The sequence below is a fragment of the Nonomuraea insulae genome, from assembly GCF_042656245.1.
In genome coordinates, this window is record NZ_JBHSPA010000023.1 from 397981 (window position 1) to 415362 (window position 17382).

Annotated in this window: 14 protein-coding genes; 5 read left to right on the plus strand and 9 right to left on the minus strand. The window is 71.6% G+C overall.

Annotated elements, in window-relative coordinates; genetic code table 11:
• The first annotated feature begins 50 nt into the window (after positions 1–50).
• On the plus strand, positions 51–3065 hold the full coding sequence (locus ACFPZ3_RS19510) for an alpha-mannosidase (protein ID WP_379515566.1): 3015 nt from the start codon (positions 51–53) through the stop codon (positions 3063–3065).
• Positions 3066–3208: 143 nt separating this feature from the next.
• Here the strand turns inward: ACFPZ3_RS19510 and ACFPZ3_RS19515 are convergent, their stop codons facing one another.
• Positions 3209–3418, minus strand: a complete 210-nt coding sequence (locus ACFPZ3_RS19515; RefSeq protein WP_379515567.1) for a hypothetical protein — start codon at positions 3416–3418, stop codon at positions 3209–3211.
• A gap of 343 nt (positions 3419–3761) precedes the next feature.
• Between ACFPZ3_RS19515 and ACFPZ3_RS19520 the strand changes: the two genes are divergently transcribed.
• Complete coding sequence (locus ACFPZ3_RS19520) at positions 3762–4628, plus strand: alpha/beta fold hydrolase (protein WP_379515568.1); 867 nt, start codon at positions 3762–3764, stop codon at positions 4626–4628.
• Between the two features lie 226 nt (positions 4629–4854).
• Positions 4855–6276, plus strand: coding sequence for a glycoside hydrolase family 6 protein (locus tag ACFPZ3_RS19525; RefSeq protein ID WP_379515569.1), 1422 nt, complete (start codon positions 4855–4857; stop codon positions 6274–6276).
• A gap of 21 nt (positions 6277–6297) precedes the next feature.
• Here the strand turns inward: ACFPZ3_RS19525 and ACFPZ3_RS19530 are convergent, their stop codons facing one another.
• The 7 genes from ACFPZ3_RS19530 to ACFPZ3_RS19560 all read right to left on the minus strand — a co-directional run bounded on the left by ACFPZ3_RS19530 (position 6298) and on the right by ACFPZ3_RS19560 (position 12327).
• The gene (locus ACFPZ3_RS19530; protein ID WP_379515570.1) at positions 6298–7008 is read right to left on the minus strand and encodes a GAF domain-containing protein; all 711 of its coding nucleotides are present in this window, start codon (positions 7006–7008) and stop codon (positions 6298–6300) included.
• Between the two features lie 7 nt (positions 7009–7015).
• Complete coding sequence (locus tag ACFPZ3_RS19535) at positions 7016–7861, minus strand: S8 family serine peptidase (protein WP_379515571.1); 846 nt, start codon at positions 7859–7861, stop codon at positions 7016–7018.
• A gap of 62 nt (positions 7862–7923) precedes the next feature.
• Entirely contained in the window at positions 7924–8133 is a 210-nt protein-coding gene (locus ACFPZ3_RS19540) for an aroma-sacti cluster domain-containing protein (protein ID WP_379515572.1), read from the minus strand.
• Between the two features lie 161 nt (positions 8134–8294).
• Positions 8295–9563, minus strand: a complete 1269-nt coding sequence (locus ACFPZ3_RS19545) for an MFS transporter (RefSeq protein ID WP_379515573.1) — start codon at positions 9561–9563, stop codon at positions 8295–8297.
• A 13-nt stretch (positions 9564–9576) separates the two neighbouring features.
• Positions 9577–10257 (minus strand): iron-containing redox enzyme family protein, encoded by a 681-nt coding sequence (locus ACFPZ3_RS19550; RefSeq protein WP_379515574.1) that lies wholly within the window; start codon positions 10255–10257, stop codon positions 9577–9579.
• Positions 10244–11248 carry a radical SAM protein gene (locus ACFPZ3_RS19555; RefSeq protein WP_379515575.1) on the minus strand — a complete coding sequence of 335 codons (1005 nt, stop codon included), beginning with the start codon at positions 11246–11248 and terminating at the stop codon, positions 10244–10246. The genes ACFPZ3_RS19550 and ACFPZ3_RS19555 overlap by 14 nt, the downstream gene beginning before the upstream one ends.
• The gene (locus ACFPZ3_RS19560; RefSeq protein ID WP_379515576.1) at positions 11245–12327 is read right to left on the minus strand and encodes a radical SAM/SPASM domain-containing protein; all 1083 of its coding nucleotides are present in this window, start codon (positions 12325–12327) and stop codon (positions 11245–11247) included. Before ACFPZ3_RS19560 ends, ACFPZ3_RS19555 begins: the two co-directional genes overlap by 4 nt.
• A gap of 249 nt (positions 12328–12576) precedes the next feature.
• Here ACFPZ3_RS19560 and ACFPZ3_RS19565 point away from each other — a divergent pair, with 249 nt between their 5' ends.
• Positions 12577–15435 (plus strand): ATP-binding protein, encoded by a 2859-nt coding sequence (locus ACFPZ3_RS19565; protein ID WP_379515577.1) that lies wholly within the window; start codon positions 12577–12579, stop codon positions 15433–15435.
• Positions 15436–15493: 58 nt separating this feature from the next.
• On the opposite strand, the gene ACFPZ3_RS19570 is transcribed toward ACFPZ3_RS19565, so the two are convergent.
• Positions 15494–16420: an aminoglycoside adenylyltransferase domain-containing protein gene (locus tag ACFPZ3_RS19570; RefSeq protein ID WP_379515578.1), complete on the minus strand. Its 927-nt coding sequence runs from the start codon at positions 16418–16420 to the stop codon at positions 15494–15496.
• 10 nt (positions 16421–16430) lie between these two features.
• Here ACFPZ3_RS19570 and ACFPZ3_RS19575 point away from each other — a divergent pair, with 10 nt between their 5' ends.
• Positions 16431–17327: an ADP-ribosylglycohydrolase family protein gene (locus tag ACFPZ3_RS19575; RefSeq protein ID WP_379515579.1), complete on the plus strand. Its 897-nt coding sequence runs from the start codon at positions 16431–16433 to the stop codon at positions 17325–17327.
• The last annotated feature ends 55 nt before the right edge of the window (positions 17328–17382 follow it).

Sequence of the window (17382 nt, forward strand, 5' to 3'; positions counted from 1 at the left end):
GAGCAGGCCTCTTTAGCCCTCCAATGCCCCATTCTTCTTCAGGAGCCTTGATGCACGACACCCGAGCCCAGATCGAGACGCGCGTCGAGCGCTTCGTACGTGAACGCCTCGCTCCGGCCATGGAACGGCGTCACGTCGCGCTCGATGTGACGGCGTGGGAGGTGCCCGACGAGCCGGTGCCGTTCGCGGAGGCCGTTTCGCAGCACTTCACCCCTTTCACTCCCGGTATGGCGTGGAGCAAGCCGTGGGGCACGACGTGGTTCCACGTCACGGGTGAGATCCCCGAGGGGTGGGGTGGCGCGGGCGTCGCGCTGGAGATGGTCGTCGACCTGGGATTCACCGCGCGGCAGCCCGGCTTCCAGGCGGAGGGTCTGGTCTACCGGCCGGACGGGACGATCGTGAAGGGCATCGAGCCGCTGAACAGCGCCGTCCCCGTCGGGCCTGGGCCCATCGACCTCTACATCGAGGCGGCGGCCAACCCCGACGTGGGCGGAAACTACTTCTATCTGCCCACCCACCTCGGCGACAAGGCGACCGCGGGCGACGACCCCCTTTACATCCTGCGCAGGATCGACCTCGCCGAGCGCGACCTGACCGTCTACGACCTGCTGCAGGACTGCGGGACGCTCACCGGGCTGATGGCCGAGCTGGAGCCGTCCCTGCCGCGCCGCGCCGAGATCCTGCGCGCCCTCGAGCGGATGTGCGACGTCGTGGACCCCGACCGGGTGGCCGAGACCGCCGCCGCGGGCCGGAAGGCGCTGGCCGGCGTGCTCGCCTCGCCCGCCTACCCGAGCGCGCACACGGTGATCGCGGTGGGGCACGCGCACATCGACTCGGCCTGGCTCTGGCCGACGCGCGAGACGATCCGCAAGTGCGCCCGCACCTTCTCGAACGTGCTCGCCCTCATGGACGAGTATCCGGACTTCGTCTTCGCCTGCTCCAGCGCCCAGCAGTACGCGTGGGTGAAGGAGCACTACCCGGCGCTGTTCGAGCGCATCCGCGACAAGGTCGCCGAGGGCCGCTTCGTGCCGGTGGGAGGCATGTGGGTCGAGTCGGACACGAACCTGCCCGGCGGCGAGGCGCTGGCGCGCCAGTTCGTGCACGGCAAGAGCTTCTTCCTGCGCGAGTTCGGCTTCGAGCCCGACGAGGTGTGGCTGCCCGACTCCTTCGGCTACACGGGTGCGCTGCCGCAGATCGCGCGCGCGGCCGGGGCGCACTCGTTCCTCACCCAGAAGATGTCGTGGAACGAGATCAACCCCATGCCGCACCACACGTTCATGTGGGAGGGCATCGACGGCACCCGCGTCTTCACGCACTTCCCGCCGACCGACACCTACAACTCCGACCTGTCCGGCGCCGACCTCGCCCGCGCGCAGCGGCAGTACGCCGAGAAGGGCCTCTCCAACGTCTCACTCGCGCCCTTCGGGTTCGGCGACGGCGGCGGGGGCCCCACGCGGGAGATGATGGAGGCCGCCGCCCGCGCGCACTCGCTGGAGGGATCGCCGCGGGTCGAGGTCGGCACGCCGCGGCACTTCTTCGACCTCGCCAGGACTACCCACCCGTCCCCGAGCACGTGGTCCGGGGAGATGTACCTCGAACTGCACCGAGGCACTTACACCTCACAGGCGAAGACGAAGCAGGGCAACCGGCGTAGTGAGCACCTGCTGCGCGAGGCGGAGCTCTGGTCCGCGACGGCCGCGTGGCGCGGACTCGCGGACTACCCGTACGACGTGCTCGACGACGCGTGGCGCGTCGTGCTGCTGCAGCAGTTCCACGACATCCTGCCCGGTTCCTCGATCGCCTGGGTGTACCAGGAGGCGGAACGCAACTACGCCGCCGTCGCCGCCACGCTCGGCCCGCTGATCGACGAGGCGCAGCGGTCGCTGACCGGCCCCGGCTCGGCGGAGGTCGTCTTCAACGCGGCGCCCGTCGCCGCGGCCGGGGCACCCGCGCTCGGAGCGGCGGCCGGCTCCCCGCCCGCCTTCACCGCCCCCTCGGCGGCCGGCTCCCGCTGGGTGCTCGACAACGGTGTCGTCAGGGCGGTCTTCGACGCCGCCGGCCTGCTCGTCTCCTTCGTGGAGACCTCCTCGGGGCGCGAACTCGTGGCCCCGGGAGAGGCGGCGGCGCTGCTGCAGGTGTTCCGCGACACCCCGAACCAGTGGGACGCCTGGGACATCGACCCGCACTACCGCCACACCGTGACCGAGTTGCGCGAGGCCGACGCGGTGGAGGCGACCGGCGAGGCGCTCGTCGTACGGCGCTCGTTCAACCGCTCGGCGTTCGCGCAGACCTTCCGGCTCGCGGCGGGCTCGTCCGAGCTCGAGATCGAGACCAGCGTCGACTGGCACGAGCAGGAGAAGCTGCTCAAGCTCGCCTTCCCGCTCGCGGTGCACGCCGACCGGGCCTCGTCCGAGGTGCAGTTCGGGCACGTGCGGCGGCCCACCCACGCGAACACGTCGTGGGACATCGCGCGCTTCGAGACCGCGGCGCACCGATGGGTGCACGTCGGCGAGCCCGGTTTCGGCGCGGCCGTGGCCAACGACTCGACCTACGGTCACGACATCACCCGCCGCTGGGCGTCCGACGGCTCGACCATCACGCTGGTACGGCAGTCACTGCTGCGCGCGCCGCGTTTCCCGGATCCCGAGGCCGACCAGGGCGAGCACGTGCTGCGCACCGCGCTGCGGCCCGCCCCGACCGTGCTGGAGGCCCTCGACACCGGCTACCGCCTCAACCTCCCCGTCCGCACGGTGAGCGGCGGCGGCCCCGTGGCCCCGCTCGTGACGGTCTCGTCGCCCGCGGTCGTGGTGGAGGCGGTCAAGCTCGCCGAGGACCGCTCGGGCGATCTCGTCGTACGGCTTTACGAGGCGCTGGGAGGCCGGGCGCGGGCGCGCGTCGAGATCTCCGAACCCGTCGCGCGGGCCTGGACCACCGACCTGCTCGAACGCGACGCCGACGGCCTCACCGACACCACGGTGCAGGTGTCGGCGTGGGAGGCGGGGACACCGATCGAGATCGCGTTCCGGCCCTTCGAGATCGTCACGCTGCGGGTGCGCCGAGCGTAGCGCGACCGCCCGCTCGCGACGCCGCCCACCGGTCCCGGCTCGTGCTGCCGTTCACGGCGCGCAAGGCGGCGGGGCGGAAGCAGGCTGCCGCCGGCTGAGAACCACCGCCGCGGGGTCTTCGGCAAGCGCGGTGCTCGCCGTCTTCATGATCGCTCTTTCGATGAGTGGCCACGCCGATCGTGGCATGGGCGAGCTAACCGCTCCGTTCCCGGCTGGTGCACGAAGTCGTTGATCGAGCGGAGGTTGAGCTGTCTGCCGACGTTGTGGCCGGGTTCGTTGGCGGTGGCCTCCTTGGGTGCGTGGCCGTCGAAGGCGATTTCCAGACGCCAGCCATCGCGCTGCAGGATGACCACGGGGCCGGAGGATCGCGGGACGGTTTGCACATCCCAGCCGTGTCGGTGGGCCCGGTGGGCAAGTGCGTGCGGATTCACCGATTCGTACTCCTTGTTCGAACGGGGTCCAGCGGAGTTGTCCTACGGTATGTCATACGACGGATGCGGTGGGTAGGCGGTTGGTTTATCCCTTCTAACGAGGGGACGGCCGAAAGTCCGATTCGGTTCCATGACGAGGCCATGAGCCGGCGGCGGCGCGGTCATTTCCCCCCCGAGTTGCGGCCCTCTGTGGGGTGGCCCGCGATCGGGGGTAGTGCTCCTGTCAGACGGCATCGGGGGGTGCCGAGTCTTCGGGGGTTGAGCCATGGCGATCGTTCATCATCGTTACGCGAGTGTGCAGGGGCGGCGGTTGTTCTACCGTGAGGCCGGGCCGGCCGACGCGCCGGCCCTGGTGCTCCTGCACGGCTTCCCGACCAGCTCGTTCATGTTCCGCCATCTCGTGCCCGCGCTGGCCGATCGCTACCGTGTCATCGCCCCCGACCACCTGGGCTTCGGGCTGTCGGACGCGCCGCCCGCCGACGAGTTCCGCTACACCTTCGACGCGCTCGCCGACCTGACCGCCGGCCTGCTCGACCAGCTCGGCGTCTCCCGCTACGCCATGTACGTCCAGGACTACGGCGCCCCGATCGGATGGCGGCTCCTCCTGAACGACCCCGGGGCCATCACCGCGATCATCACCCAGAACGGCAACGCCTACGAAGCCGGCTTCGTCGACGCCTTCTGGCAGACGGTCTGGGCGTACCACCGCGAGCAGACCCCGCGGACCGAGGCGGCGATCCGCCAGGCCCTCACCCTCGACGCGATCAAATGGCAGTACCTCACCGGCGTCCCCGACCCGAGCCTGGTCAGCCCGGAGACCTGGCACCACGACTTCGCCCTGGTCTCCCGCCCGGGCAACGACCGCATCCAACTGGACCTGTTCCTGGACTACGCCACCAACCTGCCGCTCTACCCGCGCCTGCAGGCCTGCCTGCGCGCCCGCCAGACGCCCCTGCTGGCCGTCTGGGGCAAGGGCGATGAGATCTTCGCGCCCGCCGGCGCCCGCGCCTTCGCGGACGACCTGCCCGACGCCCGGATCCACCTCCTCGACGGCGGTCATTTCCTCCTGGAAAGCGCGCTCGACGACGTCACCGCACTCATCCGCGACTTTCTCGGCCACACCGACGGTTGACGCGTCCCTTCTCCGCTGTCGGGCGCGGACGTCCTGGGACGGCCGCTCCCAGCCTCAGGCCTCTCTGGATAGCTCCTCGTCAGACCTTCCGAACGCTGCGGGCTTTCACTTCCTACGTGTCCGCGGGCGACGACAGAATTTCAGGCCGGTCGGTATGACGGCACCCCTTGACCGTGTCAGAGGAAGTCGGCAATGATCATCGCCGGACCGCCCGAAAGGTGATCACTTGCGACTCTTCGCAGCAAGAACCGCGGCTTTAGCCGCCGTCCTGACCGCCGCCACCCTCGCCGTCCCCCATCCAGCCTCCGCCGCCGCCCAGCTCATCGCGAACGGCACCTTCACCGGCTCCACCACCCCATGGGCAGCCATCGGCCAGACCACGGTCACGGCCGAGTCCGACCGCATGCGGGTGGACATCAAGCAGGTCGTGGCCAATCCCTGGGACGCGATGGTGGCCGCGCCGACCACCGCCGCCCTGAACCCGGGCAAGAGCTACACCCTCTCCTTCGACGCCTACTCCACCGCCGCCTACACGGCCAAGGCCACGGTCCAGTACACCGCGACGCCGAGCACCAACCAGTCGCTGGCCACGGACGTGCGGCTGACCACGGCGAGCAAGCGCTACAGCATCCCGTTCGTGGCCGCCTCCGCCGCCGCCACGGCGGCCGAGGTGACCTTCCAGCTCGGCGGGTCCGGCGGCAAGCCTGTCATCCGCTTCGACAACGTCTCGCTGATGGAGACACAGGCCACCAGGCCTGAGAGCCTGTACGTGTCCCCGCTGTCGCACCCCGCCCAGTGGGCCGCCGCGAACTCGACCACCACCACGGGCAAGGCCGTCATGGCCGCCATCGGCAGCAAGCCGATCTTCGAGTGGTTCGGCGGCTGGTTCAGCGACCTCACGCTGGCCGTGGACTCCTACGTCGGCGCCGCGCAGGCACAGGATCGGCTGCCGATGCTGGTGGCCTACAACATCCCCAACCGCGACGCGTGCGCGACCCAATCGAACGGGGGCGCGGCCGACGCCGCCGCGTACCACGCCTGGATCACCGAGTTCGCCAAGGCGATCGGCAGCCGCCACTCCGTCGTCGTCCTGGAGCCGGACGCGGTCGCCGCCGCCTCGTGCGTGACGCAGATCGGCAAGGATCCCGAAGCCCAGTACCAGATGTTGCTGGACGCCACTCAGGTGCTGCGTGCCGAGGCGCCGAACGCGTGGGTGTACCTCGACGCGGGCAACGCCACCTGGATCGCGGCCGACAAGATGGCGCCGTTGCTGGTGAAGTCCGGCGTCGCCAACGCGCGCGGCTTCTCCGTGAACGTCTCCAACTACATCACCACCGGCGCGAGCGAGACTTACGCGGTCGCGGTCAACAGCCATCTGTCGGGGACGGTGGGCGCGAAGAAGTACGTGATCGACACCAGCCGGAACGGCAACGGCCCCTACACCGACGACACGCCGGAAGACAACTGGTGCAATCCGCCGAAGCGCAAGCTCGGCACTCCTCCGGTGCGGCAGACGGCCGGCGCCGAATACCTGCTCTGGGTCAAGGTGCCCGGCGACTCCGACGGGCAGTGCGGCATCGGCGGCTCGATCCCGGCCGGCTCGTTCAGCTCGGCCCTTGCCATGGCATTGATCAACGGCACCCCCTGAGAGAGCGATAGACCGGCATCGTCACTCCCGCGGGCGCCTCGCCATCGCGCCCGCGGGGGTGTCTCCGATCCGCCGGTGAGCCGGCTCCTCGCCGTCCTTGAGCAGGTCGCCGACTGCCGTCAGCATCCGCAGGCCGGCCTGGCGGCGCGGCCGGGGCATGGCCTCCAGAGCCGAGACGATCCTGACCAGCTCGGCGTAGGCGCCGTCGCCCGTGAGCGCATGCTGGGCGGCACGGTGGCGGCGCACTACGTGCAGCGCGACCACCGCCTGGTAGGCGAACAGGCCCAGCAGGCGCAGGTCGTCGAACGTCCGCCGGTCGTCGTGGACCGGATCGAGCACCTCCAGCACGCCGCTGACCTCGCCGTCGTACAGGAGGGGGGCGGCCAGGATGCCGCGCGGCACGTATCCGGCACGGGCGGCGGCCTCGGAGGCGAACTGCGGGGCGGCCGACATGTCCCGCACCTCGACCGGTTCGCCGGCGGCCAGCACCCAGCCGGCGATCCCGGCCTCGGCGGACATCCTGCGGCCCAGGATCGCCTCCTGCCCCTCGCCGGCGACGGCCTCGAAGACCAGCTCCTCGCCCGTCACGTCCAGCAGGAGCACCGAGCCGGCCGCCGCGGCGAAGATGGCGCGCGCCGCCTCCACCACCGACTGCAGCAGGAGCCGTTCCTCGCGGGCCGAGCCCAGCGCGGCCTGCGACGCCAAGGCCGTCCACTGTCCGTCGTGGCTCATTCGTGGCTCATTCGTGGCTCCTGACGTTCGACGATGACAGGTAGAGGGCGGTCTTGACCTGGAAGGGCGTCAGCCCGGGATGTTTGCCGCGGATGAGGGCGCAGCGCGCCGCCACGTGGGAGGTGGCGAAGCTGTTGCCGCTGCAGCGGCGGCGACCGCCGCCCGGCGTGGCCACCGGCACGTTCATGCCGCAGGCGAAGAACTCCACCGGCGGGCTGGGGTTGTACAGGATGAGGTCCGGCTCGGGCTCGCGGTGGCTGCCGACGGAGACCACCGAGGCGAACCGCCACGGGTAGCTCTCGACGTGCAGGTTGTGGGCGGCGGCGACGATCAGCGTGTTCCTGAAGTAGGCCTCGTCGGCCAGCTCGCGCAGCGCCGGCACGAAGTCCCGCTGGGTGGTGGAAAGGCTGAGGTTGATCACGTCGAAACCCTCGGCGACCGCCCAGCTCAGCCCCGCGACCAGCACCTCCGCGCGCCCGTGCAGCGCGCCGAGCACCCGCATGCCGACCAGCTCGCAGTCCGGGGCCAGCCGCCTGATGACGCTGGCGCAGGCGGTGCCGTGCCCGGAACGGTCGCCCTGCTCATCGGGCACGGCCCGCAGCCCGTCCCGGTCGGCGATCATGGTGTAGGCGCCGCTGACCGGGCCCACGTCCGCGTGGCCGGCGTCGATCCCGCTGTCCACGACGCAGACCCGTACCCCGGCGCCGGTCGCATCGCCGTAGGCCCACTCGTCGAAGGCCCGCACCGGCCAGTCGGAGGGCACCTCCAGCCCGGCGGGATCGACCTCACCGGTGTGCCAGGACAAACGCGGCCCGCCCAGCTGATCGTTCACCGGCTTGCTCACCCGATTCATCGGCCGTCCTCCCGGGTGACCGGACCGCGCCGGGGGCGCGGTCCGGTCGATTCTCACTCTGGTCAGTGAATGATCACACCGACGTGGTTACCAGGCTGCTCAAGGAGGTGCGCCGACACCTCGGTCGCGGCGTCCAGCCGGTCCTTCACCGAGGTGAGGACCGTCACCTCGGTCTGGGTGAGCGAGGCGAAGATGGCCTGCTGCTCCTCGGGGACCTCCACCAGGGAGACTCCCGCGTCCTGCAGCGCTGTCAGGGCGTCAAACTGTGACATTGCCATTCCTTTCTCTTTGCGTACCAGAGGTTTCCGCCGATGAACGGGTGTCGACGGCGGGTGTGACGCGGCCGAGGCGCCTTCGATCGAGATCTCGTCGCTCGGTGGTTCCGCGGTCACGTCTGTGGCTCCTGGCTCTCCCAGGAGGTGTCCGTCCCGCTTCACTCAGGAGGATCGCCCGCGTGGGCGACGGCCCCGGGCTCCGTGAGAGCGGGAGGGGAAGCCGGCGCGCGCAGGGCCATGAGACCGAGGCCGAGCAGCGCCAGCGCGGTCCCCGCGGCGGTGAAGACGGCGCCCACGCCGAGGTGCACGGCCAGCAGCGCGCCCAGGGGCGGCGCGGCCAACTGCACCACGGTGGGGCCGGCGTTGGCCGTGGCGGACACGCGGCCGACGAGCTCTTCTGGGGTCGCGGTCTGCAGCACGTACGGAAAGGCGATCATGAATCCGGCCGATGACAGGCCGGTCAGGGCGCCGACGGCGACCAGGAGCGCCGGCCACGGGCGGGCCCCAGCCAGCAGGAGGAGCCCCAGCGACGACACCGCCAGGCCGATCCCGGCCTGCCCGAGCCCCATCAGCGTGAGGGGCCGCACGGCGTCGCCGACCCGGCCGACCAGCAGCGCCCCCACCACCGTGCCGGCCCCGACCCCGGCCATGACCACGCCCAGCAGGCCGGGCGCGGCGCCGAGCTCCTTCAGCGCCAGGGGCGACAGCACGTCGTACACGAAGATCAGGAACGTGGTGGCGGTCATCGCGCCGATGGCGGCCATGAGGAGAGCGCTGCGCCTGATGTGGGTGAAGCCCGCGGTCAGTTCGGTCAGGAACGAGGTCCGCTCCGGGCGCTGGCCGCCCGCCGGCCGGATGCCGGGCAGCCGCGTCAGGACGAGCGCGGAGACGGCGAAGGTCGCCGCGTCGCACACGAACACCACCTGCGGGCCGTAGGCGCCGACGAGCACCCCGCCGAGCACCGGCCCGGCGATCTTGGCGGCCTGGTTCACGAACGTGGTCACGGTGATCGCCCGCAGCAGGTCCTCCTCGGGGACCACGCGCTTGACCGCGGCCTGCTCGGCGGGCGCGAACAACGCGCTGAGCGTGTTCTTCGCCGCGATGAGCACCAGCAGCACCCCCAGGTCGGGGGCGAGGAGGTAGCCGAGGACGACGGCCGCGCGGCCCAGGTCGCAACCGATCAGCACCGCTCGCGCGGGCAGCCGGTCGGCCAGCACGCCGGCGACGGGCGCGGCCAGCAGCCACGGCAGCGCCGAGACCACCACGACCGCCGCCATCGCCCCCGGGCCGAGGTTCCAGACGTAGAGCACGAGAACCACCAGGCCGAGCAGGTCCAGCCAGTCGCCGACGGCGGAGACGGCCTGCCCGGTGAGCAGCAGCCGGAACCGCCGGTGCCGTAAGGGCTGGAGCAGCCCGTGCTTCGTCATGCCGATCCGCCGCTCACGCCGCCGCCTCGGCGGTGACCCGGGTCATCAGGTCGTCGACGACGTCCGCGAACAGGACGACCGAGTTCAGGGCGCAGGTGCCCATGGCCGCCCGATGGTGCGGCCGCAGCGGAAGCGCGTCGATGGTGGCGAGCAGGTCCTTGCGGTGGTGTACGTCGAGCCGGGCGTGCTTGAGCAGGTTCTGGAAGCCGGTGCGCGGGTATCCGGTGAGCTCGATCATCCCTTCGATGATCGGGAGGGTGGGCGGATAGCCCTCCATGACGGTGATGTGGCCGAGCAGGGTGACCGGGTGGTAGTGGTTGATCCAGTAGTACTGCGAGCCGACGACCCTGGCCACCGATGGGGGCGGCATCCGGCGCCACGGCTCGTCGGGGTCGCCGCCGATGGCGGCTATGTCCTCGCGTACCCATTCGTCGTGGCCGGTCTCCTCGGGAATGTGCTCGCGCAGGTAGTCGCCGAGCCCGGCGGCCACCTCGTCGTGCGGGGCGAGCTCGGCGCAGCGCTCCAGCGCGCGCCGCATGACCGGCACGGAGGCCCGCACGAGCATGTGAGAGGTGCACAGGTACTCGGGGTAGACGGCCCGGAAGTCCGGCGCGGTGATCATCCGGTGCGTGGCCGCCGCGTAGATCGGCATGACCATCTCGATCTTGCGGCAGAGCTCCTCACTGTGCGTCATGCGCGGTTTCCTTTCCGATCAGTGACAAGGTCCGGTAGAACGGGTCGTCCACGGCGTCCTCCCCCAGCCGCGCCGTCACGGCCCAGCACAGGTGGCAGATGCTCGCGAAGCGCTGTTCGGCCAGGTCGGCGAACTCGGGCAACATCATGAGCGCGCCGAATCCAGGTGCGCGCAGGGCGTGGAAGAAGGCGTGCCTGGTGTAGCCGTCGAGCGCGGCGCTCACCTCCTCGCCCGTACGGCAGCGCCGCCGGATGGCGCTCGGCCCCCGGCCCATGACCACGCCTTCGTTGCAACAGGCCGAGACCACGCCGTCGTAGCGGACGACCGGCACCGCGGCCGCCTGGCAGGTGCCGAAGTCCTTGCCGCGGCGGTGCGGCCCCTCGACGAACAGCGTCTCCGCGCGCCCCTGCCGGACCGGCTGAGTGAGCGCCAACTCGGCGTGGTCGTGCCAGTTCGCCCCCAGCGCCTCCTCCAGCAGGGCCGTGGCCTGGTCCGGCATGCCGTCCATGTCCATGACCTGGACCACGATGTGGGTGCCCGCTTCCGCGATGGCCCGGGCCGCGGCGACGTACCGCTCGCCGGCGATCTGCGAGGCGTGGAAGGCGTCGGTGCTGAGGACGACCGTGTCACACAGGCCCAGCACCCGCTTGGCCCAATCGGGCGGCGGGGCGCCGGCCCGTCCCCAGAACCCGCTGGTGTAGACGACGATCTCCTTGCCGGCGGCGGCCAGCCGCTCGACGGCCAGCGGCAGCCCGCGCCGCTCGACGAACGGCTCACCGCCGGAGATGCCGATGAGCGGCAGGCTGGAGGCGGCGAGCGCGTCGACGATCTGCTCGAACAGCGCGAAGTCGGTGATCTTGGGGCTGTCCGCGCGGGAGTCGACCGAGCAGTGGCCGCAGCCGACGGGGCAGCGGTCGGTGATGAACAACAGCGCCGTCGCCCCCGACTCGCCGCGTGTCCGCGTCAGCCGTGCCGCGCTGACCTTGGTCATGAGCGTGCCTCCTCGCGGTAGCCCAGCGTGATGAGGTCGGCGTAGCGGAGCGAGCCGTACCTGCGGGCGAAGGCCGTGGGCCCGGCCTGCACGTGCAGCTGCTCGACCATCTGCTCCATCGCCCCGAACGTCTCGCCCGCGGTCAGCTCCGACGCCTGCCGCGAGACCTCGGGCTGGTCGGAGAAGCGCAGGCAGGTGCCGCAGAGTCCGCCGTCGGCCGACTCGCCCGCCCGCTGGGCCAGCGGCTGCGGCCCCAGCGTGCGGATGACGCGCAGCAGCGGCGCGCCGGTCAGCCGGCGCCTGATCTCCGGCCAGCCGTCCTCGCCGATGTGGCCCAGACGCAGGTGCTCGGGCCCGCGACGGTCGATGACGTCCTGGTTGCAGCAGGCCAGCACGGTCCCGTCGTAGGCGATGGTGGGCCAGCCGGCCATGTCGCAGGGCAGCGCGGCGGGCACGGCCAGGGTGTGCACGCCGCCCCCGGTCGTCGTCAGCCACTCGGCCGCCCGGCCGGCGCCGCCGACGTGCGCGACCAGCATCGGCACCCGGCCGCCGAAGGTCTCCCGCACGTCGCGGGTGAGCTCCTCCAGGTACGGGTCCTCGTCGTCCAGCCCCACGGCCTGCACACTCACGTCCATGCCGGCCTCCACCAGCCGGCCGAGCACCGCGAACACCGCGCCGCGCGAGACCTGTTCCTCGTGGAAGATGTCCAGGCTGGCCACGAAGTGGTCCACCGACGCGATCGCCTGGGCGATCCGGTCGGGGACGCGGTCCTCTCGGGCGAAGAACATGCCGGAGATGAGGGCGGTACGCGCGCCGGCCCGCCGCGCACGCTCGGCGATCGCGGTCACCAGGCCGGGACGCAGCAGCGGCTCGCCGCCCGTCATGAGCACCAGCTCCGGGTGCTCGTCCGCGGTGAAGGTGTCGGCGAAGCGGGTGAACAGCCCGGCATCGTGCTGCTCGCTGTTCATGAGCGAGTCGGTCGAGCAGTGCCGGCACAGCAGTGGGCAGCGCCGGGTCAGCCCGAGGAAGACCGCCCCTCCCGGCCGTGGCCGTAGGTTGATGATCTCGACCAGATGCATGTGCCCGCCTTCCGACGACGCTCGCCTTCCCGATGACCGGGCCTTACGACGGCATACGCTGGCACGCGGCGTTTGCAGCCGGTGAGCCGTTGGATGACGGCCGGCCACGGCTGTAATCGAGCTGAAATCCCGCTCCCGGCGCGATCCGGCGGAGCGATCGCACCGAAGAGTGTTCGGACGGCGCCCGCTCCTGCCTGCAGCCGCCCGCGTAGGTTCGACTGGTCTGTGGCTTTCTGGCGGAGGTTCAGCGTGACCGACGGCAATGCGAGAACGACCGCCGACTTCCGGGTCCTCGGCCCGCTGGAAGTGCGCGCCGGCGGGCTGCGCCTGGAGCCCCCGGGGCGGCAGATCAGCTCGCTGCTGGCCGCGCTGCTCATCGACGCCCCGGAACCGGTCACAGAAGGCCTGCTCCTGACCCGCGTCTGGGGTCCGGAGGGCGGCAGCACGGCCGCGCTGCGCACCGCAGCCTCCAGGCTCAGGTCCTGGCTGCACCACCACGCGGGTACGGGTACCGCGGTGCGGTTCGCCCTCGGCGGCTACCGGCTCGACGTCCCACCGGAACACATCGACGCGCGCCGCTTCCGCGCCCGCGCCGCCGCCGCCCTCGAACAGGAGGACCCCGTCTCCGCGCTGACCGGCTGTCTGGCCCTGTGGCGAGGCAACGTGCTGGCCGACGCCCCGGAGTGGTTGCGCGGCGACCCGGCGGCGCTCCGGCTCGACCAGGAACGGCTCGCCTGCGCGAGCACTCTCGCCGACCTGGCCCTGACCGCCGGGCGCGCGGCCGAGGCGCTGGCCGCAGTGGAGGCCGTGGCCGTCCAGCTCCCCTACCATGAGGCGATCCAGGCCAGGCTGCTGCGCCTGCTGGGCGCGTGCGGCCGCCGGGCCGAGGCGCTGTGGCTGTTCGAGTCGATCCGTCGCCGCCTGGCCGCCGACCTCGGCGTCGATCCCTCCCCACCGCTCCAGGAAGCGCACCTGGAGCTCCTGCGGGATCCGCCGCGCCCGCCCTCCCCCGAGCGGGATCCGCTGCCGCGTCCGGCCGGCGAGCCGGCCCGCACCCCCTGCCTGCTTCCGCCGGACATCGCCGACTTCACCGGCAGGCAACAGGAGACCGCCGAGCTGAGCCGGATCCTGCTCGGCGCGGAGAGCACGGCGCTGCCGGTCGCCGCGGTGTCCGGGCGGGCCGGCATGGGCAAGACCGCGCTGGTCGTGCACGTCGCCCACCGGCTGCGCGACCGCTTCCCCGACGGCCAGCTGTACGTGGACATGCGCGGCAGCCGGCGCACGCCGACCGATCCCTCCGACGCGCTGGCCAGATTCCTGCGCGCGCTGGGCGCCGGCACCGACGACATCCCGGCGAGCCTGGAGGAGCGGGCTGAGCGGTTCCGGTGCCTGCTGACCCATCGGCGGCTGCTGGTCCTCATGGACGACGCCGCCGACACCGCCCAGATCGAACCCCTCCTGCCCGGCGTGGCCTCCTGCGGCGTGCTGGTGACCAGCAGGAGACGTCTCACCCCGCTGGCCGGCGCCCAGGAGGTCAGGCTCGGCGTGCTCGACCCTGAACCCGCCGTCGAACTGCTGGCCAGGATCGTCGGCGGCGAGCGCGTGGCGGCTGAGGCGGGCACCGCGTACGAGCTGGCCGCCCTCACCGGGCACCTGCCGCTCGCGCTGCGCGTCGCCGGCTCCCGGCTGGCCGCCAAGGCGCACTGGAGCGTACGCCGGCTCACCACCAGGCTGGCCGACGAGCACCACCGCCTCGACGAGCTCGCCTTCGGCAAGCTCGACGTACGGGCCAGCCTCACCCGCACCTACTGCGGCCTGGAACCGGCCGCCAGGCACCTCCTGCACGCGCTGAGCCTGCTGGACGTCCAGGACTTCGCGGCCTGGGTCGCGGCGGCGCTGCTCGACTGCGCCCAGTCCCACGCCGAGGACGTCCTGGAACAGCTCGTCGACGCCCAGCTCCTGGACGTCGACGGCGGCGCGGGGTGCGGGCCGCTCCGCTACCGCTTCCCCGACCTCGTCCGCATCTACGCGAGGGAACGTGCCAAGGACAGCGATCCGCCCGAGAACACCGAGGCCGTACGCCGTGCGCACGGCGCTTGGCTGGCCCTCGCCGAGCACGCCTACCGCGGCGTCCACGGCGGCGACTACCAGGTGGTGCACGGACCGGCCGCCCGGCCGCGGCCCGCGCCCGAGATCCTGGACGCGGTCGCCAAGGACCCCCTGGCCTGGCTGGAGTCAGAACGCGAGGCGGTCGTGACCGTCATCCGGCAGGCGGCCGAGGCCGGCCAGGCGGCCCTGGCCTGGGATCTGGCCTGTACGTGCGCGCCGCTGTTCAGGATCAGGGACCACGTTGAGGAGTCGTCGCGGTCCCTGGCCATCGCGCTGACCGCCGCCCGCGACCACGGCGACGTCCGCGGCCAGGCCGCCGTGCTGTTCCAGCTCGGCCCGCTGCGTACCGGCCAAGAGCGCTACGACGACGCGGCGGCCTGTTTCGAGGAGTCGCTGGCCCTGTTCTCCGGGCTCGGCGACCGGCACGGCCGCGCCCTGGCCCTGTCGCACGCCGCCGCCCTGGACGCCCGCCTCGGCCACACCGACCGGGCGCTGCGCCGCCAGCGGGAGGCGCTGGCCGAGCTGCAGGCGGCCGGCGACCGCGGGGGTGAGGCGTACTGTCTGCGCAACCTCGGCCGGCTCCTCCTCGGCACCGGCGACCTGGACGGCGCGCGCCGGCACCTGGAGCGGGCGCTGGCCGTCAGCGAGTCCAGCGGCTCGCGCAGGAACGCCGCCCAGGCGCGCTACTGGCTCGGCACCCTCCACCTGCGCCAGGACCTGCTCGTGGCGGCGGAGGCCGCCTTCGAGCAGGTGCTGGCCGCGGCCGGCGACCTGGCCGACGCCGTCGGCCAGGCGATGGGGCTGCTGGGCCTGGGCGAGGTACGCCTGCGGCGCGGCGCGCGCGACGAGGCCGTCGAAGGGCTGCGCGAAGCCCTCGACATCGCCCTGGCCATCTCGTCGCGGCGGATCCAGGTCCGGGTCGCGCACGCGCTGGTCCGCGCGACCCGCGGCCCTCATCAGGTGGTGCGGGAGAGCGAACTGCGGGCCCAGCTGGACTGAGGCGGGACGGACCAGCCGCCACCACCCGTGAGGACCGGACACCGCGCACTGATCTCGATCAAACGCCTTCACATCGTCGATCCGCGCTCGCGATCACGTCGAGGGTGAACTCGCCCACCAGGCGAGGCAGTCTGCGGGGATCCGTCAGGGACGCATCGACGCCGACGGACGCCGGCAGTCCGAGACGGCGGGCCAGCGCCAGACGGATCAACGGATGCCAGCGTGCCTCGAAGGTCTCCAGCGCGTACTGCGCCGCGGCCTCCTTCGAGATCACCTCACCCGTCACGATCGTGTGGTGCAGCCGGGGAGGAGCCAGCGCACTGGATATCGCCACCCGATGAGCCGGCTGCAGCGGCTTGCGCGGGGGCTTGCCCGACAGCGCCCTACCGGCCCACGTGGCGAAGTGGCCGTGCAACTGCCGCAGATTCCATTCGCGCAGCTTGCCCGGCTCCGGGTCGAGGCCCAGTTCATGCGGAGCCGGCCCCCGTACCGTGACGCCCCTTTCCAGCAGCACCTTCCACACCACCGGATTCACCTCGAACCCTCGCCCCCGTTTGAAGGACGGCCCGCTGTGGGACGCGATCGGACGGATCCGCGTCACCGGCCTGCCCAGATCGCTCACCGCGACGAAGACGCCGTTCACCGTGCCCGGGATGGACGGCCGGGCCCGGACCAGGGCCTGCCAGGCCGCCGGCACGTTGCCCAGCTTGTGCAGGAGCGCCAGCCGACGCATGTCCCGCTCGCCGAGGTCGCCATCCACCGCGGCGACGAAATCGATATCGCTGCGTCCACTCCGCCAGGCGCCCAGCGCGATCGAGCCGACCACGTAGAACCCACAGATCCGCCCCGGCATCAATCGGTCGGCCACCGACAGATAATGGGAAACCGCACGCGCCACGTCTTCTGGAAGCACGGGACAAAGCTTCCACACCAGGCGCCACGCCGCATAATCCCGTGGCGCAACCGAACAGCCGACGTGCTTCACAATGAGAGCAATGTCAGCTCTCCTCCTCGCGCGGGCCGCAGCCTCTCTCCATGGCTTGGCTCTCGGCGACGCCTTCGGCTCCCAGTTCTTCGTTCCGGCCAATCGTGATGCCCTCTCCTCTCGTCTCCTTCCGCCCGCCCCATGGCAGTGGACGGATGACACCGAGATGGCGTGCTCCATCTATCGCGTCCTGGCCGACCACGGCACCATCGACCAGGACGAACTCGCCGCGAGTTTCGCCACCCGTCACGACTTCGACCGCGGGTACGGTCCCGCGACGAATCGTTTGCTCCGGCTGGTCCGGGAAGGAGGCGACTGGCGGGCGCTCTCGGCGGAACTCTTCGACGGCAAGGGCTCGTGGGGCAACGGTGCCGCGATGCGCGTGGCCCCGCTCGGCGCGTGGTTCGCCGACGACCTGACGCGGGTCGTCCGGCAGGCCGCCCTGTCGGCACAGGTCACCCACACTCATCCCGAAGCGGTGGCCGGCGCCATAGCCGTCGCCGTGGCCACAGCCGTAACCGTCAGCGAACCCGACCTGTCCGCCGGCCATTTCCTCGATCGGGTCAGCGCACACGTGCCCGCGAGCATGGTCCTCGACGGCATCACCGAGGCTCGGCAGCTCCTCACCATCAGCGACCCCACGCTGGCTGCCCGGATGCTCGGAAACGGCCGGCACGTCACCGCTCACGACACGGTCCCGTTCACCCTCTGGGTGACGGCTCGCGTACGCCATGACTTCGAGGCAGCCATGTGGACCACGGCGGCGGCCGGCGGGGACGTCGACACCACGTGCGCCATCGTCGGCGGGATAGTCGCGGTCGCCGAAACCGCCCAGCTGCCGCAGCGGTGGAGAGGAAGATGCGAACCACTACCGGACTGGGCAAGCGTCCCACGGTTGATCACATAAAGTGATGACACACTTGCACTAAGTTCCCCTGCTTCCCTGATCCGCAACAGATCAT

Bases quoted from the DNA above. Each gene is read 5' to 3' on its own strand.
- ACFPZ3_RS19560 (WP_379515576.1), bottom strand. From the start codon at position 12,327: ATGCATCTGGTCGAGATCATCAACCTACGGCCACGGCCGGGAGGGGCG.
- ACFPZ3_RS19550 (WP_379515574.1), bottom strand. From the start codon at position 10,257: ATGACGCACAGTGAGGAGCTCTGCCGCAAGATCGAGATGGTCATGCCG.
- ACFPZ3_RS19520 (WP_379515568.1), top strand. From the start codon at position 3,762: ATGGCGATCGTTCATCATCGTTACGCGAGTGTGCAGGGGCGGCGGTTG.
- ACFPZ3_RS19530 (WP_379515570.1), bottom strand. From the start codon at position 7,008: ATGAGCCACGACGGACAGTGGACGGCCTTGGCGTCGCAGGCCGCGCTG.
- ACFPZ3_RS19510 (WP_379515566.1), top strand. From the start codon at position 51: ATGCACGACACCCGAGCCCAGATCGAGACGCGCGTCGAGCGCTTCGTA.
- ACFPZ3_RS19555 (WP_379515575.1), bottom strand. From the start codon at position 11,248: ATGACCAAGGTCAGCGCGGCACGGCTGACGCGGACACGCGGCGAGTCG.
- ACFPZ3_RS19575 (WP_379515579.1), top strand. From the start codon at position 16,431: ATGTCAGCTCTCCTCCTCGCGCGGGCCGCAGCCTCTCTCCATGGCTTG.
- ACFPZ3_RS19545 (WP_379515573.1), bottom strand. From the start codon at position 9,563: ATGACGAAGCACGGGCTGCTCCAGCCCTTACGGCACCGGCGGTTCCGG.
- ACFPZ3_RS19535 (WP_379515571.1), bottom strand. From the start codon at position 7,861: ATGAATCGGGTGAGCAAGCCGGTGAACGATCAGCTGGGCGGGCCGCGT.
- ACFPZ3_RS19540 (WP_379515572.1), bottom strand. From the start codon at position 8,133: ATGTCACAGTTTGACGCCCTGACAGCGCTGCAGGACGCGGGAGTCTCC.